The 20,957-nt window shown below is 66.2% G+C and carries 14 protein-coding genes and 1 riboswitch; of the genes, 5 read left to right on the forward strand and 9 right to left on the reverse strand.

The window, feature by feature from the left end; translation table 11 throughout:
- Positions 1 to 288: 288 nt before the first annotated feature.
- Positions 289 to 495: a cold-shock protein gene (locus ACWDTF_RS02325; RefSeq protein WP_240858851.1), complete on the reverse strand. Its 207-nt coding sequence runs from the start codon at positions 493 to 495 to the stop codon at positions 289 to 291.
- Positions 496 to 697: 202 nt separating this feature from the next.
- Positions 698 to 871, forward strand: a riboswitch (cobalamin riboswitch).
- A gap of 164 nt (positions 872 to 1,035) precedes the next feature.
- Between ACWDTF_RS02325 and metE the strand changes: the two genes are divergently transcribed.
- Positions 1,036 to 3,327 (forward strand): 5-methyltetrahydropteroyltriglutamate--homocysteine S-methyltransferase, encoded by a 2,292-nt coding sequence (metE, locus tag ACWDTF_RS02330; RefSeq protein ID WP_449753901.1) that lies wholly within the window; start codon positions 1,036 to 1,038, stop codon positions 3,325 to 3,327.
- Positions 3,328 to 3,395: 68 nt separating this feature from the next.
- On the opposite strand, the gene ACWDTF_RS02335 is transcribed toward metE, so the two are convergent.
- Complete coding sequence (locus ACWDTF_RS02335) at positions 3,396 to 4,340, reverse strand: AraC family transcriptional regulator (RefSeq protein WP_355276980.1); 945 nt, start codon at positions 4,338 to 4,340, stop codon at positions 3,396 to 3,398.
- A gap of 120 nt (positions 4,341 to 4,460) precedes the next feature.
- Here ACWDTF_RS02335 and ACWDTF_RS02340 point away from each other — a divergent pair, with 120 nt between their 5' ends.
- Positions 4,461 to 5,027, forward strand: coding sequence for a flavin reductase family protein (locus ACWDTF_RS02340; protein ID WP_355276983.1), 567 nt, complete (start codon positions 4,461 to 4,463; stop codon positions 5,025 to 5,027).
- 71 nt (positions 5,028 to 5,098) lie between these two features.
- Positions 5,099 to 6,715, forward strand: coding sequence for a 4-hydroxyphenylacetate 3-hydroxylase family protein (locus ACWDTF_RS02345; protein ID WP_355276986.1), 1,617 nt, complete (start codon positions 5,099 to 5,101; stop codon positions 6,713 to 6,715).
- Between the two features lie 248 nt (positions 6,716 to 6,963).
- On the opposite strand, the gene ACWDTF_RS02350 is transcribed toward ACWDTF_RS02345, so the two are convergent.
- The 4 genes from ACWDTF_RS02350 to ACWDTF_RS02365 form a co-directional block, all read right to left on the reverse strand.
- Entirely contained in the window at positions 6,964 to 10,353 is a 3,390-nt protein-coding gene (locus tag ACWDTF_RS02350) for a pyruvate carboxylase (protein ID WP_355276989.1), read from the reverse strand.
- 135 nt (positions 10,354 to 10,488) lie between these two features.
- Positions 10,489 to 11,637: a bifunctional 2-methylcitrate synthase/citrate synthase gene (locus ACWDTF_RS02355; protein WP_240858833.1), complete on the reverse strand. Its 1,149-nt coding sequence runs from the start codon at positions 11,635 to 11,637 to the stop codon at positions 10,489 to 10,491.
- The gene (gene prpB, locus ACWDTF_RS02360) at positions 11,634 to 12,548 is read right to left on the reverse strand and encodes a methylisocitrate lyase (protein WP_240858831.1); all 915 of its coding nucleotides are present in this window, start codon (positions 12,546 to 12,548) and stop codon (positions 11,634 to 11,636) included. Before prpB ends, ACWDTF_RS02355 begins: the two co-directional genes overlap by 4 nt.
- On the reverse strand, positions 12,548 to 14,122 hold the full coding sequence (locus ACWDTF_RS02365; protein WP_433258823.1) for an MmgE/PrpD family protein: 1,575 nt from the start codon (positions 14,120 to 14,122) through the stop codon (positions 12,548 to 12,550). Before ACWDTF_RS02365 ends, prpB begins: the two co-directional genes overlap by 1 nt.
- Positions 14,123 to 14,241: 119 nt before the next feature.
- On the opposite strand from ACWDTF_RS02365, the gene ACWDTF_RS02370 reads away from it, so the two are divergent.
- Together ACWDTF_RS02370 and ACWDTF_RS02375 are read left to right on the forward strand one after the other, a co-directional pair.
- On the forward strand, positions 14,242 to 15,669 hold the full coding sequence (locus ACWDTF_RS02370) for a short-chain fatty acyl-CoA regulator family protein (RefSeq protein WP_355274426.1): 1,428 nt from the start codon (positions 14,242 to 14,244) through the stop codon (positions 15,667 to 15,669).
- Between the two features lie 115 nt (positions 15,670 to 15,784).
- The gene (locus ACWDTF_RS02375) at positions 15,785 to 17,239 is read left to right on the forward strand and encodes an MFS transporter (protein WP_449753957.1); all 1,455 of its coding nucleotides are present in this window, start codon (positions 15,785 to 15,787) and stop codon (positions 17,237 to 17,239) included.
- Between the two features lie 545 nt (positions 17,240 to 17,784).
- Here the strand turns inward: ACWDTF_RS02375 and ACWDTF_RS02380 are convergent.
- The 3 genes from ACWDTF_RS02380 to ACWDTF_RS02390 are packed head-to-tail and all read right to left on the reverse strand — an operon-like array spanning position 17,785 to position 20,900.
- Positions 17,785 to 18,987 (reverse strand): Dyp-type peroxidase, encoded by a 1,203-nt coding sequence (locus ACWDTF_RS02380; protein WP_240858815.1) that lies wholly within the window; start codon positions 18,985 to 18,987, stop codon positions 17,785 to 17,787.
- 10 nt (positions 18,988 to 18,997) lie between these two features.
- Positions 18,998 to 19,528: a copper chaperone PCu(A)C gene (locus ACWDTF_RS02385; protein ID WP_240858808.1), complete on the reverse strand. Its 531-nt coding sequence runs from the start codon at positions 19,526 to 19,528 to the stop codon at positions 18,998 to 19,000.
- Position 19,529: 1 nt separating this feature from the next.
- Positions 19,530 to 20,900 carry a PepSY-associated TM helix domain-containing protein gene (locus ACWDTF_RS02390; protein ID WP_355274433.1) on the reverse strand — a complete coding sequence of 457 codons (1,371 nt, stop codon included), beginning with the start codon at positions 20,898 to 20,900 and terminating at the stop codon, positions 19,530 to 19,532.
- Positions 20,901 to 20,957 lie beyond the last annotated feature (57 nt).

Raw genomic sequence — 20,957 nt, forward strand, 5'->3', positions numbered from 1 at the left:
CCACCTTGAGGTGCCCCAACTTCCGCTCCCTGAGGTGCGAGGAGCGCAAGCCGCCGGGCTGAGGAGCCCCATTGCGAGGTACGAGCATGGAGCGTCTCGAAGTCGACGAGCCTCGAAGGGCCTGGTGAGATGACGTCGCCAGGCCTTCGAGGCTCCTCGCAAGGGCTCGTCGCACCTAGCTCAGGCAGCGGAGGAGGGTTCGCACCTGGCCTGCGGTAGGGGATAGAGACGCCACAACAACAGCGACGCCGCCCGGAAAATCCGGACGGCGTCGCTGTTAAGTCGGTGTCAGAGCTTGGTGACCGAGGTCGCCTGGGGACCCTTGGGACCCTGCTCCACCTCGAACTCGACGCGCTCTGCCTCGTCAAGGCTGCGGTATCCGCCGCCCTGGATGGCCGAGTAGTGAACGAAAACGTCACCATCGGTGCTGTTGTCCGGAGCGATGAAGCCGAAGCCCTTTTCGCTGTTGAACCACTTGACGGTTCCTTGAGCCATGATGCTGTGTACTTCTCTCTTTATGCAGACGCACCTCAACTGAGGCGCGCCGATCTATCCTGCCACACGATGGGCGTCCCCGCTTAATCGGCGTCCACACTCCCCTTTGGCCAGGACTGAGCTGGACGGTAACCTGGCACACGCAACTGGTTCGCCGACCGGGTTGACTATGGAGCCCCTGCTCCCGCGTTCGGCGTCGAACCTGTCCCACACGGGACGGGTGAGAGGGAATCCGGTGAGAATCCGGAACTGTCCCGCAGCGGTATGTCGGAACGACCGCCGTCACAAGCACTGGACCACGGGTCTGGGAAGCGACGGCCAGTAGGACCGCGCAGCAGAGACCTTCTGCCGCGCCCGCCGACGAGTCCGAAGACCTGCCAGCGGTACCGGACGCGCCGCGTCCGGTGGCTCACCGCCTCGTGGAATGGGCGCTGGTCGAAGAAGACGAATCGTGCTGTGGCAGTGCCGTGCGCGATGGGGCTTGTCGACCCTCCCTGCCGGCGGTGGACCATCCACATCGTTTGCAGGAGAAGCATTTCCATGTCAACCTCTGGGAAATCACCGGCTCGCCGGTTCACCACAACTGTCCTGGGTACACCCCGGATCGGGCCCCGTCGGGAGCTCAAGCGCGCTGTCGAGGGCTACTGGGCCGGACGCGTCTCGGCCACCGACCTCGACAAGGTCGCCGCCGATCTTCGTCGTCAGACCTGGCAGGAACTCGCCGACGCCGGGCTGGACTCGATCCCGGTCAACTCGTTCTCGTACTACGACCAGATGCTCGACACCGCCGCCATGCTCGACGCACTGCCGCCGCGCGTGGCCGGCATCGACGATCCGCTCGACCGCTACTTCGCCGCCGCACGCGGCAACGCCGACGTCACTCCGCTGGAGATGACCAAGTGGTTCGACACCAACTACCACTACCTGGTGCCGGAGATCTCCGACTCGACGACGTTCCGGTTGCGCCCCGAGAAGGTTCTCGCCGAGATCGCGCAGGCCCACGGCCTGGGCGTCGCTGCCCGGCCGGTGATCATCGGACCGGTCACGTTCCTTGCGCTGGCCAAGGCGGTCGACGGCGCCGCTCACCCGATCACACGCATCGACGACGTGCTGCCCGCCTACTTCGAGCTCCTCGACCATTTGCTCGACGCCGGCGTCGAATGGGTGCAGTTCGACGAGCCCGCGCTGGTCACCGACGCCGTCGAGGGCCTGCCGCAACTCGCCGGTGCTGTATACCAACGCCTCGCCGGGGTCTCGCGCCGGCCGGCGATCCTCGTCGCCACCTACTTCGGCGACCCGGGCAGCGCGCTCGGCGAACTCGCCCGCACCGGTGTCGAGGGCATCGCCGTCGATCTCGTGGAGGGCAGCGTCGACTCCGTCGCCGCCGTCCCCGAGCTCGCCGACAAGCTGGTCGTCGCAGGTGTCGTCAACGGGCGCAACATCTGGCGCACCGACCTGGACAAGGCCCTGGGAACCCTCGGTTCCATCCTCGGGTCGGTCGGCAACCTTGCGGTCTCCACGTCGTGCTCCACGCTGCACGTGCCCTACACCCTCGACGCCGAGGACACGCTCGACGACAACCTCCGCGGTTGGCTGGCCTTCGCGTCGGAGAAGTATCGCGAGGTCGCGGCGCTGGCTCACGCCCTGCGCGACGGTCGCGACAGCGAGGCAGCAGCGTTCGACGAGAGCCGGCGCGCGCTGGCCACCCGTGAGACCGATGACCGGCTGCACGACCCGGCGGTCCGCGCCCGGCTGGAGGCCGTGACGTCGGCCGACATCACCCGCGGTGAGGCCGCCGCCCGGCTGGAGCAGCAGTACGAGCAGCTGGGTCTGCCTCCGCTGCCCACCACCACGATCGGCTCCTACCCGCAGACCTCGGCCATCCGACTGGCTCGGGCCGCGCTGCGCAAGGGCGAGATCGATGAGGCGGAGTACGAACGCCGCATGCAGGCCGAGGTGGCCGATGTGGTTGCACTGCAGGAGAAGATTGGTCTCGACGTGCTGGTGCACGGCGAACCCGAGCGCAACGACATGGTGCAGTACTTCGCCGAGCAGCTCGACGGATTCTTCGCCACCCAGAACGGCTGGGTGCAGTCGTACGGCACCCGCTGCGTGCGTCCGCCGATCCTGTACGGCGATGTCCGCCGTCCGACGCCGATGACCGTCGACTGGATCACCTACGCGCAGTCGCTGACCGCCAAGCCGGTCAAGGGCATGCTCACCGGGCCGGTCACCATCCTGGCGTGGTCGTTCGTCCGCGACGATCAGCCGCTATCGGAGTCGGCGAATCAGATCGCGTTCGCGATTCGCGACGAGACCGTCGACCTCGAGAAGGCAGGCGTCGGCATCATCCAGGTCGACGAGCCCGCGCTGCGCGAGCTGCTGCCGCTGCGTGACGCCGACAAGCCCGCCTACCTGGACTGGGCCGTCACCGCGTTCCGACTGTCCACGTCGGGTGTCGCTGACACCACCCAGGTGCACACCCACCTGTGCTACTCGGAGTTCGGCGAGGTCATCGGGGCGATCGCGGCCCTCGACGCCGACGTCACCTCGATCGAGGCGGCCCGCTCGCACATGGAGGTGCTCGACGACCTCAACAAGGTCGGCTTCTCCAATGCGGTCGGACCGGGTGTCTATGACATCCACTCGCCGCGCGTGCCCGCCACCGGCGAGATCGAGGAGTCGCTGGCGGCCGCGTTGAAGGCGGTCGACGCTCGCCGCCTGTGGGTCAACCCGGACTGCGGGCTCAAGACCCGCGGCAACGAAGAAGTGATCGAGTCGCTCACCAACATGGTCGCCGCCGCGCAGACCATGCGCGAGCAGCTGGTCTGATACATACACCTGGAACTACCACGTACACAAGGGATCTCGTGTGTACGTGGTAGTTCTGTGTGTGCACCTCACCGATCGCGCAGGACCTGCGACGGCGCCACCCCGTACTTGCGCCGGAAGGCCGCCGCGAACCGTCCGGTGTGGGTGAATCCCCACCGCATCGCCACGTCCGTCACCGACGACTCAACGCCGGACGCCAGGTCGTCGTGAACCGCGGCGAGTCGGATCTCGACGAGGCATTCACGCGGAGTGCGGCCCACGTAGTCCCGGAATCCTTCCTGCAGGCGGCGCACACTGACGCCCGCGATCTCGGCCATGTCTGCCGCCGCCCACGGTCGGGACGGATCCGCGCGGAGGGCGTCGAGTACTCGTGTGACGATGCGCGGTTGCAGGGTCTTGTGGTCCGAAGGATCGTCGGTGAGCGTGGCGAGTAGAAATGCGTCCGTCAGTGAAGCGGCGAGTTGTTGTGCCACCAGTGGATTGGCCAGCAGCGGGTCGTCGTCGGGCTGACCCGCGATCGACTGGACGAGCCGAAACCAGCTCGCGCCTTCGGGCGAGTGCAGATCAAGCTGGTCGGGCAGACGCGCATCGGGTCCACCTGTCACGCGACAGACCTCGTGCTGCAGGAAATCGCGGTCGATCTTGACCCCGAGAATGGTGCACGTGCTCGACCAGCGGGTGATCTCCGCCGGAGTGTCGGGCGGATTGATCGTCGCCGAGCCGCTGGTCGAGACCACCGTGCTCCCGGCGACGCTGGTCTCGAGCACCCCGTCGAGGGGAACATTGATCCCGTACGCGCCGGGATGGTCCGATGCGATCGCGACTTCCGCGCCCCAACCGATCCGCGCGATTCTCAGGGGCCCGACGACGGTCACCGCGACGTCGGCGTCGATCGCCGTGCTGCCCGCCTCCCGAGGACTCAGTTCGTGTGGAAAGTACGCGTCGGACACCGCCGCCGAGGCCGCTTCCCACTCCGCATCACCCGGAATCCGAAGCCGCTCGACTTGGCTCATGACAACTCCTCACGACCTCACCGCGTATTCCGGATCCCCATCGCGTTCGGCGGATCGAAGACTGGCTGTGGTCGATTTATGTTCTACCTCACATTCTGCCTCATCGAAAGGAGAGGTCACATGGAACGCAAGACGCTACAGAATGTCTTCGGCCAGTTCGCCAGCGGCGTCACGGTCATCACCTGCGCGAACGCCGACGGCGAACCCCACGGCGCAACAGTGACAGCGTTCACCGCCGTCTCACTGGAACCACGCCTGTGCCAAGTCACGCTCACCCGAAAATCCAAGGCGTGCAGCTACTTAGAAGACAAGCCGTTCGCGGTGAACATCCTTGCCGCCGATCAGCTCGACATCGCGATGCATTTCGCCGGCCGACCTGCCACCCCCGGTCCGGTATGGGCACAGGGGCCGACGGCACCGATTCTCTGCGACGCCGCAGCCACCATCAGTTGCGTCCCGTGGCGCAGCTACGACGGCGGCGACCACCTCATCTTCATCGGCGAGATCGTCGACGCCGAGTCCACCGGAAAATCACCACTTCTCTACTACCGCAGCACTTTCCACGATCTCGGGGAACCCACGGTCAACTCGCTGTGGACCCTGTGTGCCGACGATCCGCACTCCGGGTGGTTCGACTCGACGACCGACTTCACCCCGTTCCAGCGCACCCTCGACCAGCCTGCCTGACCACAAAACCGTTCCATACGAACGCGATTCATCGACAGTCACGATCAATCGATCAGAAAGAGGTATCAATCATGACGACCATCGAGCGCCCCACCGAGACACCACAGAACGGGGCCCCACAGACCAACCCGGCCGCCGACGCGGAGGCCAACAAGAAGCAGAACTTCGCTTCACGCCCCATGACCGGCGACGAGTACATCGAGTCCCTGCGCGACGGTCGTGAGATCTGGCTGCACGGCGAGCGGGTCAAGGATGTCACCACCCATCCCGCCTTCCGCAATCCGATCCGGATGACCGCACGGCTCTACGACTCGATGCACGACCCGGAGACCAAGGACAAGGTGACCGCACCCACCGATACCGGCAACGGCGGCGTCACCATGCCGTTCTTCAAGGCGTCGACCAGTTCGGAAGACCTCATCAAGGAGCGCGACGCCATTGCCGAGTGGGCGCGCATGACCTACGGCTGGATGGGCCGCTCCCCCGACTACAAGGCCAGCTTCCTCGGGACGCTGCACGCCAACAAGGACCTCTACGCACCGTTCGAGGCCAACGCGGAACGCTGGTACCGCGAATCGCAGGAGAAGGTCCTCTACTGGAATCACGCCATCATCAATCCGCCGGTGGACCGTCAACTCCCGCCCGACGAGGTGGGTGACGTGTTCATGAAGGTCGAGAAGGAAACCGACGCCGGCCTCATCGTCTCCGGCGCCAAGGTCGTCGCCACCGGATCGGCGATCACCAACTACAACTTCATCGCCCACTACGGCCTGCCGATCAAGAAGAAGGAGTTCGCCCTCATCTGCACGGTGCCGATGGACGCTCCCGGCATCAAGCTGATCTGCCGCAGCTCCTACACACAGCAGGCCGCGGTGATGGGCAGCCCGTTCGACTATCCGCTGTCGAGCCGGATGGACGAGAACGACACCATCTTCGTCTTCGACAAGGTTCTGGTGCCGTGGGAGAACGTCTTCATGTATGGCGACGTCGACCGCATCAACGCCTTCTTCCCGCAGTCGGGCTTCTTGCCGCGCTTCACCTTCCAAGGCTGCACCCGCCTTGCCGTGAAGCTCGACTTCATCGCCGGGCTCCTGATGAAAGCACTCGACTGCACCGGCTCGGGCGGCTTCCGTGGCGTCCAGACGCGCGTCGGCGAGGTCATCGGGTGGCGCAACCTGTTCTGGACGCTCACAGACGCGATGGCACACAACCCGGAGCCATGGATCGGCGACACCGTGATCCCGCGTCTCGAATACGGGCTCACCTACCGAATGTTCATGATGCAGGGCTACCCGCGCATCAAGGAGATCATCGAGCAGGACGTCGCGTCGGGTCTGATCTACCTGCCGTCCAGCGCCGCCGACTTCAAGAGTCCCACCGTGCGCCCCTATCTCGACAAGTATGTGCGCGGCTCCAACGGCATCACCGCCGTCGATCGCGTGAAAGTCATGAAGGCGCTGTGGGATTCGATCGGCTCCGAGTTCGGTGGTCGGCACGAGTTGTACGAGCGTAACTACTCCGGCAACCACGAGAACGTGAAGGCCGAGTTGCTGTTCGCCGCCCAGAACCGCGGCGGCGTCGAGCAGATGAAGGGTCTCGCCGAGCAGTGCCTGTCCGAGTACGACCTCGACGGCTGGACGGTCCCCGACCTCATCGGCAACGACGACGTCAGCTACTTCGGCAACTGAGTTCCGCCGCTCCCTGAGCTGAGGTGAGGTGAAAGGAGCGCTACCCCTCCCCCGCTCCCTGAGGTGCGAATCCCCAAATCCGCTCCCCGCGTTGCGGAATCCCGCTCCGCTCCCTGAGGTGCGAGCTTGCGAGCCTCGAAGGGCCTGGTGAGATACGTCGCCAGGCCCTTCGAGGCTCGTCGCTATCGCTCCTCGCACCTCAGGGAGCGGTAGAGACCGGTCACAAGAAGGGCGGGAGTGGTTGCAATTCAGCCGATCTCGATGAGCAGGTCCCCTGGGGCCACCGAGGTGACCGGCCCGACGGCGACGCGGGCGACCTTGCCGCCGACCGGGGCGGTGATGGTGGCTTCCATCTTCATGGCCTCGATGGTGCCGATGGCGGCTCCGGCAACCACCTCGTCGCCGACGTCGACCGAGATGGACACGACCCCGGCGAACGGTGCACCGATGTGATGCGGGTTGCCACGATCGGCCTTCTCGGAGGCCTCGACGGCGGAGTCGATGGATCGGTCACGCACCTGCACTGGCCGCAGCTGCCCGTTGAGCACGCACATCACGGTGCGCATGCCCTTCTCGTCGGGGTCGCTGATGGCTTCGAGGCCGATGAGCAGGTCGACACCGGGTTCGAGGACGACGCGGTGTTCGTCGCCGTAGCGCAGTCCGTAGAAGAACTGGTTGGCCGACAGTCGTGAGGTGTCGCCGTAGCTCTCGAAGTGGTCTTCGAATTCCTTTGTCGGACCGGGGAACAGGAGCCGGTTGAGCGTGACCTGGCGGTCGCGGCCGGCTTTGTCGAGCACGGCGGAATCCTCCGCGGACAACTCGACGGTGGGCTGCGGTTCGGCCCGGCCCTTGAGCGCCAGGGTGCGCAATGGTTCGGGCCAGCCGCCGGCTGGGTCGCCGAGTTCGCCACGCAGGAAACCGATCACCGAGTCCGGGATGTCGAAGGAAGAGGGATCGGCGGCGAACTCCGACGCGGTGATCCCACGTCCGACCATCGCCAGCGCCAGATCACCGACGACCTTCGACGACGGGGTCACCTTGATCAGCCGGCCCAGCAGTCGGTCGGCTGCGGCGTAGGCCTCCTCGACCGCCTCGAACCGGTTACCCAAGCCCAGTGCGATGGCCTGCTGCCGCAGATTCGACAACTGTCCGCCGGGAATCTCGTGGGTGTACACGCGCCCGGTCGGAGCCGGAAGCCCCGACTCGAACGGCGCGTACACCTTGCGCAGCGCCTCCCAATACGGTTCCAAGTCACAGACGGCCTGCAGGTCGACGCCACTGTCGCGTCCGGTGTGCGCCGTCGCCGCGACAATCGCCGACAACGCCGGCTGCGATGTGGTGCCGGCCAGAGCCGCGGACGCACCGTCGACCGCCGACGCACCCGCCTCCCACGCAGCCATGTAGGTCGCGAGCTGACCACCGGGGGTGTCGTGGGTATGCACGTGGACGGGTAGCTCGAATTCCTTGACCAATGCCGACACCAGCTTGGTCGCGGCAGGCGCCCGCAGCAGACCGGCCATGTCCTTGATCGCCAGCACATGCGCACCGGCGCCGACGATCTGCTCCGCGAGCCGGAGGTAGTAGTCGAGGGTGTAGAGATCCTCGTCCGGGTTGGCGAGATCACCGGTGTAGCTCATGGCGACCTCGGCGACCGCGGTGCCGGTCTCGCGGACCGCGTCGATCGCCGGACGCATCTGCTCGATGTTGTTGAGCGCGTCGAAGATCCGGAAGATGTCGATGCCGACCTCGGTGGCCTCGGCAACGAACGCGGTGGTCACCTCGCGGGGGTACGGGGTGTAGCCAACCGTGTTGGCACCGCGGAGCAGCATCTGCAGGCAGATGTTCGGGATCGCCTCACGCAGCTGGGCAAGCCGATCCCACGGGTCTTCCTTGAGGAACCGCAACGCCACGTCGTAGGTGGCGCCACCCCAGCATTCGATCGACAGCAACTGTGGCGTCGTCGCTGCGATGTAAGGCGCGACCGTCACCAAACCACTGGTCCGCACGCGGGTCGCCAGCAACGACTGGTGCGCGTCGCGGAAGGTGGTGTCGGTGATACCCAATGCCTCGCGGGCGCGAAGGTCCGTGGCGAATCCCTCTGGACCCAGTTCGTCGAGTCGCTGTTTGGACCCGGCCGGCGGGTTCGCGAGCACCGACTTGTCGATCTTGGGGAGTTTGTCGCGCGGGTAGACGGTGGTCGGGCGTTCGCCGTGCGGCTTGTTGACGGTGACGTCGGCGAGATACGTGAGGATCTTGGTGCCACGATCGGCCGAGCTGCGCGACGTCAACAGCCACGGTCGTTCGGGAATGAACGACGTCGTCACCTTGCCGGCCTGGAAATCCGGGTCGTCGAGCACGGCCTGCAGGAACGGGATGTTGGTCGAGACGCCGCGAATGCGGAATTCCGCCACCGCGCGTCGTGCCCGTCGCACTGCGGTCGCGAAATCCCTTCCGCGACAGGTCAATTTGACCAGCATCGAGTCGAAGTGGCCACTGACCTCGGCCCCCAGGACAGCACCGCCGTCCAGGCGCACACCCGCACCACCCGGAGACCGGTAGGCGGTGATACGTCCGACGTCGGGCCGGAAGTCGTTCGCCGGATCCTCGGTGGTGATCCGGCACTGCAGCGCGGCGCCTCGGATCTGCAGCTTGTCCTGTGACAGACCGAGATCGGCCAGCGACTCCCCCGACGCGATCCGCAACTGCGAACCCACCAGATCCACGTCGGTGATCTCCTCGGTCACCGTGTGCTCCACCTGAATACGCGGATTCATCTCGATGAACACATGCCTGCCTTGTTCATCGAGCAGGAATTCGACAGTGCCCGCGCACGAGTAGCCGATGTGCTTGGCGAAAGCGACCGCGTCCGCGCAGATCTTCTCCCGCAACTCCTCGGACAGGTTCGGCGCGGGCGCCAGCTCGATCACCTTCTGATGGCGACGCTGCACCGAACAATCCCGCTCGAACAGGTGGATCACGTTGCCCTGGGTGTCGGCCAGGATCTGCACCTCGATGTGGCGGGGATTGACCACCGCCTGCTCCAGGAACACCGTCGGGTCGCCGAACGCGGCGTCGGCCTCCCGTGACGCCGCCGCGATCGACTCGGCCAGATCCTCGATGCGCTCCACCTGCCGCATCCCGCGACCGCCACCACCCGCGACGGCCTTCACGAAGACGGGAAACTGCATCTGCTCGGCGAATGCGACCAGCTCGTCGATGTCCGACGACGGCTCCGAGGACGCCAGCACCGGCAGGCCCGCTGCCTTCGCAGCCGCAACCGCGGTCGCCTTGTTACCGGTCAGCTCCAGCACATCCGCCGACGGCCCGACGAAGGTGATCCCGGCCGCCGCACACGCCGCCGCCAGGCCCTGGTTCTCCGACAGGAATCCGTAACCGGGGTAGATCGCGTCCGCACCGCACCGCTGCGCCGCACCCACGACCTCGTCGACCGACAGATACGCGCGCACCGGATGTCCGGGCGTCCCAATCTGATACGACTCGTCCGCTTTCAGACGATGCACCGAGTTACGATCCTCATACGGGAAGATCGCGACCGTGCGCGCACCCAACTCGTAGGCCGCACGAAAAGCGCGGATGGCGATTTCGCCGCGGTTGGCAACCAGAACTTTGTCGAACACTTGACTCTCTCTCATCGGGTGCGCACGCGCACGGGCCGCTGTTTGCACAACCCCCGTATGAAGACCTTTGCACAAACCCGCACGCCACGGTTGACCTCACAGAGATCAACCGTGGCTGTGCGCGTTTGGGTCGGGTCAGACCGTCGCGATCTCGCGCTGGGCTGGTCCGTCGTAGTTGCTCAACGGGCGGATCAGTGCGTTCGACGCGACCTGCTCCATGATGTGCGCGGTCCACCCGGTGATTCGGCTCATCACAAAGATCGGCGTGAACGACGCGATGTCGAAGCCCATCAGGTAATAGGCGGGTCCGGTGGGGAAATCGAGATTCGGCTTGATGCCGGTCCGCTCGCCCATCACGGCCTCGAGTTCGGCGTAGATGCCGAGCCAGCGCTCGTCGCCGACGTGATGCGACACGTCCTCGAGCGCGGCCTTCATCGTCGGCACGCGCGAGTCACCGTTCTTGTAGACGCGGTGCCCGAAGCCCATGACCTTGTCCTTGCGGTCGAGCTTGGCGTTCAGCCAGCTCCGAGCGTTCTCGGGACGGTCGATCTCGATCATGTCGTACATCACGGCTTCGTTGGCTCCGCCGTGCAGCGAACCCTTGAGCGCCCCGATGGCCGCTGTGACTGCACTGTAGATGTCCGACTGCGTCGAGGTGACGACCCGGGCGGCAAAGGTGGACGCGTTGAAGCTGTGCTCGGCGTAGAGAACCATCGACTTCTCGAAGGCCTTGACGATGACCGGGTCCGGGACCTCGCCGAAGCACATGTTCAGGAAGTTCTCGGAGTACCCCAGGCCATGATGCGGTGCGATCGGATCGAGCCCACGACGCCGGCGCATGTCGGCGGCGACGATCGTCGGCAGAACCGCGAACATGCGTAATGCCTTGTCGAAGTTGGCTTCCGGATTGCTGTTGTCCTCGTCGGGATCCTCGCTGCCGAGGTAGCTGATGGCGGTACGCGCAACGTCCATCGGGTGGCAGTTGTCCGGGATGCTCCCCAGGAGCGACTGCGTCGACCGATCGATCCGACGGCTCGCACGCTCCCGCTGGGTGAAGAGCGCCAGTTGTCCGTCGGTGGGCAGCTCGCCGTTCCACAGCAGGTACGCGACCTGCTCGAAGCTGCACTGCGCGGCCAAATCCTGGACCGCGTAACCGCGATAGGTCAGCGAGTTGGTCTCCGGGACGACCTTGGAGATTGCAGTGGTGTCCACCACCACGCCGGACAGGCCCTTGTAGATCTTGGGGGTCGAGATCGTGCCCGTGGTTATCGCCTCTGTGCTCATTGTGATGCACCCTCGAGTGAGAAGTTGAACAGATCGGAATCGAAATCGTTGTACTCGGCATAACGAAGCAGTTCGTAGAGCCGACTCCGGTGCTGCATACCGTCGAGCAGTCCGGCTTGCGTTCCTGCGGAATGGATTTCGTGAAGTCCCGCTTCGACGGCACCCATCGCGATCCGCAGGGCGGTGACGGGATAGATCACCGCGTTGTAGCCGACGTCGCGCAACTGATCGGTGGTGAGGAGCTCGGACTTGCCGAATTCGGTCATGTTGGCCAGCAACGGGACATCGACTGCGGCCCGGAACTTTTCGAACTCACCGAGATCGCGCAGCGCCTCAGTGAAGATGAGATCGGCACCGGCGTCGGCATACGCCTTGGCCCGGTCGATCGCGGCGTCGAAGCCCTCGATCGCACGGGCGTCGGTGCGTGCGCAGATGACGAAGTTCTCGTCGCGCCGTGCGTTGACCGCTGCCGCCAACCGCTTGAGCATGTCGCCGACCGGGACGACGTCCTTGCCGTCGAGATGCCCGCATCGCTTCGGATTGACTTGATCCTCGAGGTGACACCCGGCCAGCCCGGCGTCCTCGAGTGTCGCGACAGTCCTTGCCGCACTCATGGGTTCGCCGAATCCGGTGTCGGCGTCGACGAGCGCGGGCAGGTCGGTCGCACGTGCGATCGACCCGGCCCGCGCCGCCACCTCCGTGAGCGTGGTGAGCCCGATGTCGGGGAGGCCCAGGTCCGCCGACAGCACCGCACCAGAAACGTACACCCCGTCGAATCCGATATCGGTAACGAGCTTTGCCACCAGGGGCGAGAACGCTCCTGGCCACCGTTGCAACTCACCGGAGGTCAAACCGGCGCGCAGCGCCAGTCGTTTGTCGCCGTCGGTGACGGCCGAAGAGAACAGGGACATCAGAAGATCCCCTTGCCGGTCGAGGGAGCCTTGTCGAGCAGCGCGGGCAGCACCGCGACGTTGAGTGCGCCCAACTCGCCGGCGGCCAGGCCGGCCAGTCCGGTGGCCGCGGCCAGGAAGCGTTGCTGCTCTTCGACTTCCACCACACCGTCGGCCATCGTGGCGAATTTGGCCTCGTACTGCGGCCGCGCGAACGGACGTGCACCGAGCGGATGCGCGTCGGCGACCGCGAGTTCATCGGTGATCACCTCACCGTTCTTCAGTGTGATGACCGCCTTGGCACCAAAGGCCTTCTCGTTCGGGTCGGTCGAGTGATAGCGACGGGTCCACTCCGGGTCCTGCACCGTGGAGATCTTCTTCCACAGGTCGATGGTGTCGGGGCGGTTGGCGCGCTCGGGAGCGTAGGACGCCTCGTGATCCCAGGTACCGTCCTGCAGCGCTACGGCGAAGATGTACATGACCGAGTGGTCGAGGGTCTCGCGGCTGGCGCTCGGGTCGAACTTCTGCGGGTCGCCCGATCCGGTGCCGATCACCACGTGGGTGTGATGACTGGTGTGCAGGACGATCGACTCGATGTCGTCGAAGTTCGAGATCTTCTCGCGCATCCTGCGTGCGAGGTCGATCGGCGCTTGGCTCTGGTACTCGGCCGAGTGCTCCTTGGTGTAGGAGTCGAGGATCGCGCGCTTGGCCTCACCGGGTCCGGGCAACGGAACCTCGTAGGACGCCTCGGGGCCACCGAGCAGCCAGGCGATGACGCCGTCCTCGCCCTCCCAGATCGGGGCGGGTGCGCCCTCACCGCGCATCGCACGGTCGACGGCCTCGATGCCGATCTTTCCGGCGTGGGCAGGTGCGTAGGCTTTCCAACTGGAGATGAGGCCCTTGCGCGACTGCCGGGTGGAGGTGGTGAGGTGCAGCGCCTGGCCGACGGCCTGGTAGATGGTCTCCTGATCGAGATTCAGCATGGTTCCGATGCCCGCGGCCACCGACGGTCCGAGGTGGGCGACGTGGTCGATCTTGTGCTCGTGCAGGCAGATGCCCTTCACCAGGTCGATCTGGATCTCGTAGGCGGTGGCGAGGCCGCGGATCAGGTCCGCGCCGCCGACACCGAGGTGCTGGGCGACCGCGACGAGCGGCGGGATGTTGTCGCCGGGATGGGAGTACTCGGCGGCGAGGAAGGTGTCGTGGAAGTCGAGTTCACGCACCGCGACGCCGTTGGCCCAGGCGGCCCACTCCGGCGAGTAGGTGCCGTCGATACCGAAGACGGTGGCGCCGTGTCTATTCGGCCCGCTCGCTCCGCTCCCGGCGCCGTGCCTATTCGGCCCGCTCGCTCCGCTCCCGGCGCCGGGGGTCGACGGGTGTGCCTGCGCCTGGCGGCGAGCAGTGGTGACCGGACGTCGGATCACCGAGGCGGCACTCACGGCAGCGTTGTCGATGATGCGGTTGATCACCATCGCCGCGGTGTCGTCGGGCACCGCAACGGGGTCGGTCGCGACTTCCGCGATCTTCTGGGCGAGGTGCTCCGACTGCGGGAAATCTTCGGAACTGCGGTGGGTGCGGACGTGATGAGTGATCATGTGTTGCACCGTACGCACACGCCCGGACGTCGCAAAAGGCCTGGCAAATGCGTATTTCAGCGAATATCGTTGAGCCATTTTGCGAATGTTGTGGAAGCTGTGTCGATTATGCTGTTCCCATGGCCAAGATGTTTGTGGGTGCGCGGCTTCGTCGGCTGCGCGATGAACGAGGCCTCTCCCAGGCGGGTCTGGCGCGGCGGATCGACCTGTCTACCAGTTACGTAAATCAGCTCGAGAACGACCAGCGGCCGATCACCGTTCCGGTGCTGCTGACGCTCACGCGCGAGTTCGACCTCGACGCCGACTACTTCGCGCCGGACGGCGACGCACGCCTGGTCGCAGACCTCGCCGATGTACTGGCCGCACAACCCGACGCCGGCGACGTCAGCCGTGCCGAGATCTCCGAGCTGGTCGCGCGCATGCCGGCGATCGGGCAGACGCTGGTGAACATGCATCGCCGGTTGGTCACCGCCGACACCGAACTGGAAGGGCATCGTGCACGGGTCTCGGCGGAAGGCACGCCGTCGGCCACTCCGATGCCGTTCGAGGAGGTCCGCGACTTTTTCTACGACCGCAAGAACTACATCGACTCCCTGGACCGAGCGGCCGAGCAGCTCTTCGTCGACCATCGGCTCTCGGTCGGCGGTCTCGACCTCCAACTCGCCGAACTCCTGCGCGACGAGTTCGGCATCTCGGTCACCATCGGCCACGATCCCGATCCGGCCGGCGCGGCCCGAGGGCCCAAACGTCGCTTCGACGAGGACAGCCGCGTGCTGCACCTCGCCGGGCGACTCTCGTCGGGACAGCGCGCCTTCCAGCTCGCCACCCAACTCGCACTGCTCACCCAGGGTCCGGTCATCGACGCCCTCGTCGCCGAGGCCGACAACATGCACCCGGCGTCGGTACCCGTCGCGCGGATCGGCCTGGCCAACTACTTCGCCGGCGCGCTACTCCTCCCCTACGAGCGGTTCCTCGACGCGGCCGAGAAGGCGCGCTACGACGTCGAACTCCTCAGTCTCGGGTTCGGCGTCGGCTTCGAGACGGTCTGCCATCGGCTGTCCACGCTCCAGCGCGCCCAAAAACGCGGTGTGCCATTCATCTTCGTGCGTACCGATCGCGCGGGGAACATTTCAAAACGTCAGTCCGCCACGGCCTTTCACTTCTCCCGCGTCGGTGGCAGCTGCCCCTTGTGGGTGGTGCACGACGCCTTCTCGACGCCGGGCCGCATCGCTACGCAGGTGTCGCAGATGCCCGACGGGCGCTCCTACTTCTGGCTGGCCCGCACCACCGACGAACAGCAGGGCTTCCTGTCGCCGCGCAAGAGCTTCGCCATCGGTCTCGGCTGCGACGTCTCGCATGCCGAACGGCTCATCTACGCCAGCGGCATCGACCTCGCCGACGAAACGACCGTCGTGCCGATCGGTGCGGGCTGCAAGGTGTGCAGCCGACCCGCGTGTGCGCAGCGCGCCTTCCCGCAACTCGGTCAGCCCATCCTCGTCGACGCCACTGTCAGCGATTCGATTCCCTACCGCCAGGCGACGACCTGACCACTCGAATACTCCCGCTCCCCGAGTGCGGGCCCTCGATCCGAACGATCGATCGGCCGGGATAGCATCCAGAGCGGAGGTGTGCAGAACAGTGAGCGCGACGTGCGGGACGGATGTGCCCGGAGTGGCAGGCGCACCGGAACCGATCGAACGGCACCCCCGCGCTGCGGTCACCGTGCTCTGTGCGGCGGGCATCGTAGTGGCGCTGATGCAGACGATCATTGTGCCGCTCATCCCCCAGCTGCCGACGCTGCTGCACGCCGATCCCGGCAACACATCCTGGGCGCTCACCATCACCCTGCTCGTCGGTGCCGTGATCACACCGATCGGTGGTCGTCTCGGCGACATGTACGGCAAGCGACTCGCCCTGATCGGCAGCATGAGCTGCGTGGCCATCGGTTCGATGGTGTGTGCGCTGTCGACGGCGCTGGTCCCGTTCCTGATCGGTCGGGGTCTGCAGGGCCTCGGTTTCGGCACCATCGCGCTGGGTATCAGCGTGATGCGCGACATCGTGCCGCCCCGACACCTCGGTTCGTCGGTCGGCACCATGAGTGCGTCGCTCGGTGTCGGCGGCGCACTGGGCCTGCCGTTCGCCGCGTCCATCGCCCAGCATCTCAGCTGGCATGCCCTGTTCTGGGCGTGCGCCGCCGCCGGAATCCTGGGCGCCATCGGCATCGCGATCACCGTCCCGGAGAGCCCGACCCGCAGCGGCGGCCGCTTCGACCTGATCGGCGCGGCCGGACTCGCCGCGATGCTCGTCTGCCTTCTCCTGCCCTTGTCCAAGGGATCGGCGTGGGGGTGGACGAGTCCACTGACCCTCGGACTGTTTGCCGCTTTCATCGTGGTCGGCGCCCTGTGGTCGTACTTCGAGCGTCATCACGCCAACGCTCTGATCGACCTCGCGGTGGTCGTCGAGCGTCCCGTCCTGCTGACCAATGTCGCATCCGTGGCGACCGGATTCGCGTTCTATTCGATGCAGCTGATCCCGATCCAGCTCCTGATGGCGCCGACCTCGAGCCCCAACGGACTCGGCTTCGACATGCTCACGGCGAGTCTGATCCTCGCCCCGAGCGGTCTGCTGATGTTCGTCTTCTCCCATATCAGCGGTCGGCTCACGGATGCCTTCGGGCCGCGGATCTCGCTGTCGCTCGGCGGGCTGGTGATCGGTACCGGCTACATCGTGTTCATCGTCGCGATCGCCGGGCCGTGGGCCCTGAACTGGGGGTTGATGGTCACCATCAGCTGCCTGATCGGCGCCGGGCTGGGAATCGCGTACTCGGCGATGCCGTCGCTGATCATGCGGGCGGTACGCGTCGAACAGACCGGCGAGGCCAACGGCGTCAACGCCCTCATGCGAGTGGTCGGGACGTCGATGTCGGCGGCCGTCGTCGGGATGATCCTGACGTGGTCGATGATCGCGGCCACCGCCCCCGACGGCCAGACGATCGCGGTGCCCAGCGAAGTGGGCTATCTGTGGTCCGCGGGAATCTCGCTGGGCGCCTGCGTCGTTGCGAGCGTCGTCGCACTCACCATCCCGGCGAGTCGGCGCGTCGTCGAAGAACGCGTCTGAGATCGGAGCAGCGACCCACCCGCCGCCCCGTCGACGATCGTGAAGGCGGGAAGAGCGCGCCTCGTCGCAGACACCGCATTCGTGGCCAGAAACCGCCAGTGCGGTCGGAAACCTCTGGTGCGCACCGGGTTTCTCACCAGACACGCGGTTCCTGAGATCGCGACACGCCGACAATGCGCGTCGGCGGCGGTCTTGGACCACCATCTCGGCGGCGGACGCTTCCGCTCAGAGGGTGCTGGCGACATCTGCTCGCATGTCTCCCATCTGCGCGCGATGCACTGCGCGCAAAGGGGAGAAACGCGAGCACCTGCGTCGTCGAGCCCGCGACTGTCGATCGGCGCGTTCCGCGGAACGCGCCACACGCTCGTGGCGCCCGCAGAAAATAGGGGAAGAAACTTCGTCCCCTACCCTTAGAGTCCTCCCCTAGAAACTTCTGGGGGAGGACTCTGAACCTAGGGGAGGAAAACTCTTCCCCTAGATTCTGCGAGCACGACGCTGACGTATTTGCCCAGGTCAGCGAGCCGGCAGGTGGTCGAAGAACGCGTCTAGCTCTCGAACAGCTGGTGTCCGAGATACCGGCCCGCGGCGACACCGGGCGGGATCGCGAAGACCGCCGACCCGATCGGCGTCGTCCATTCGTTTAGCAGGTCAGCCTCGGCCAGCCGTTGCTGTACCGGGATGAACTGGGTGTCGATGTCTCGCTGAAACGTCGTGAAGATCAGGCCCGCGTTCGTCGTGGCACCGCCAGACGGCACGTCGTCGAAGTTGTAGGCCCGCCGCAGAAAACGTTCCCGCGGCCCCTTCGCGTGGGCACGCGCGATGTGGGAGTTCGCCGGGATCACCGGGATGCCCCGTTTGGTCGCCGCGAAGTCGGGCTCGTCGTCTTCGTGACTTCCGGTGAGCGGAGCACCGGTGTCCTGATGGCGGCCGATGGCGAGGTCTCGTCCGTGCCGATCGAGTTCGTCCCAGGTATCGAGTTCGACGCGGATGCGGCGGATCACCATCGTGGTGCCGCCGGCGAGCCACCCCTGGTCCGGCCCTGCCCAGACGACGTCGGCGAAGTCGCCGCTACCCGATCGGGGGTTGACGGTCCCGTCGACCGATCCCATCAGGTTGCGCATCGTCTGGCCGTCGGGGTGCGCGCCCCGGGCCGGCCGGAAGCCACGCTGAATCCACCGGATGGTGGCGAGCTTTCGGGTGTTCTTCAACAACACGCGCTGCGCGTGGGCCAGCGTCGTCGGATCATCGCAACAAAGCTGCAGGAGCAGGTCGCCCCCACCCCATTCCGGCTCGAGGGCGTCGATCCCGAAGGACGGCAGTGGCCGCACCGACGCCGGGGACTGGAGTCGTAGCCGCTCGAACAGCGTCGGACCGAACCCGACCGTGACCGTCAGGCGCGACGGCGAAGTGGCGAGTTCGGGCTCGGTGTCGGCGAGGGCAGCCGCACCCGCGGTCAATCGGGCGGCGTCCGCGGTCCACAACTTCAGGATCGAAATCGCCTCTCGCGTCGTCGATCCCGGCCTCAGATCCAGAGCGATGAACACGGCGTGCGCCTGCGGCGGCGTCTCGATCCCGGCCTGATGGTCACCGAAGAACGGCACCGTGTGCCGTCCGAATTCCTGGCCCGCTGGACCGGTGACCGCACCGGACGACGCCAGCGTCGATACTGCAGCACCCGCCCCGATGGCGCCGAGCGCGGCGGCGCCTCCCCCGAGGAGGCGCCGCCGGCTCAGTTCCGTTCTCGACATGTCACACCGCTCAGGCGCCAGGTGCCGTGGTGCTGGTGGGCATGCCGTGTCCGGGGCCGTAGTCCTCGTTCGCACCCGCGAAGTCCCGCACCTGGGCCGAGAACGAGGTCGTACTTCCGTCGAAGAGCGTCAATGTGATCGCGACGTCCTCGCCCGGGGTCAAAGGTGCAGGCAGGTCGAACATCATCAGGTGGTAACCGCCGGGCGTCAACTCCAAGGAGCCGTGTGCCGAGATGACGAACCCGCCGTCCTTCTGCCTCATCTGCATCGCACCGCCGACACCGGGGACAACCTCGTGCAATTCCATGCGGCCGGCGGCAGGCGATGATGCAGCCGTCACATGGATGTCGCTGTCGGTGGTGTTGGTCAGGACGCCGAAGGCCGCCGTCATCTGTCCCTGCGGGACCGCCTTCACCCACTGGTTGGCCACGGTGAGATCTGCCTTGTCGTCACCGCTGTCGCCGCACGCGGCGACAAACAACGTCAAGGCCACAGCGACCACCAACACGATCGCGCGACCGCTCGTTCTGAATGTGGTCACCTCACTTGCCCTTTCGTGCAGCCGATACTTCCGCGGCCGTCCGGTGGCGCCCCCAAGCGATCAGAGCCAGCGCCGCGTCGACCACGAGAAACGCCAGCAGCGTCCAGCCGAGCAGCGGCAGGAACCATCCCACTGCAACGGCCGCCGCCACCAGCACAACCGCGGCAGGCCACGGGATCTGACGGATGCCGCCGCGACGAGGAGCTCGTCCGACGCCCCAGGCGCCACCGCGCGTGGGTCGGCGCTGCCACCACATCCGGTACCCCCGGATGATCACCGTGACGAGAGTGAGCGCGACGACCAGCAACAAGAGCTGGTTGAGGAAGCCGAACAGGAATCCCATGTGCGCGCGGATCCCCCAGTCGGCGAGCTTCGCCATCAGCGAGTAGTCGCTGTCGTAGTCCACGCGGCCCGCGGTCTGCATCGTCGTGGGGTCGATGGCCACCGCATCGCTGGACAGGCGATAGGGCTTCTCGATCTCGGCGACACTGATCGCCTGCCCCGGCTCGCTGGGCAGCGTCACTTCGAGGGGCGTGCGCACTCCGGCCGCTGCGGCCACAGCGACGACCCGATCGAAGTCGATCGTCGAGAAGTCGACGGTCGGTGTGGCCATCGAATGCCCGGCATGACCTCCGGCGGCGTCAGATGCCGCGGGAAGCGAGGTGGCCAGATCGGGGCGCTCCCAAGACATCGCGGTACGCAACTCGGTGACATGTTCACCCGCATGCGTCGACCATGTGATACCGGTGGCCGAGAGGAAGACGAGCACGACGAGAATCCACACACCCGCCGCACCATGCCAATTCACCGTACGGGCCCGACCGGTCACCGAGCGGTCGACCCCGAAGAACCGGCCGCGCCGTCCGCGTGCTCGAGCCTGCCGGAACCGACGCCACCACAGGTAGAGACCACCGAGGGCGACCACCCACAACCACGACGCCGCGAGCTCGCTGTAGAGCGCGCCCGTCTCACCGAGCTGCAGGTTGCTGTGGAAGCCGTCGAGCCAGCTGCTCAATGGCAGATATCCGAACCAGGTCGGCTCGCTGCCCAGCACCTTCCCGGAGTAGGGGTCGACGAACACAGCGCGCAGCTTCTCCTCACCGAGTGCCGGGTCGGCGAAGTAGATCCGAGTGGAATCGGTGGCCGACGCCGGGGGCCGCACCCCGGTCACGGACAGGCCAGGATTCGCCTGCTGTGCGGCCGCGACCTGCGCGGTCAGCGGCACGGATGAGCCGGTGGCGTCGACGCTCAGCACGTCGCCGTAGACGACTCGTTCGATGGTCGGGGCAGCTGCGTAGAGGGCGCCGGTGAGCGCGGCCACGAGGATGAACGGCCCGATCAGCACACCGGCATAGAAGTGCAGGCGCATCATCAGCGGTCGCCAGTTGCCGGCGGACGTTGTCGACGTTTCCGGCGGAGAGTCGTCTTG

The sequence above is a fragment of the Gordonia sp. NPDC003422 genome (genome assembly GCF_053588675.1).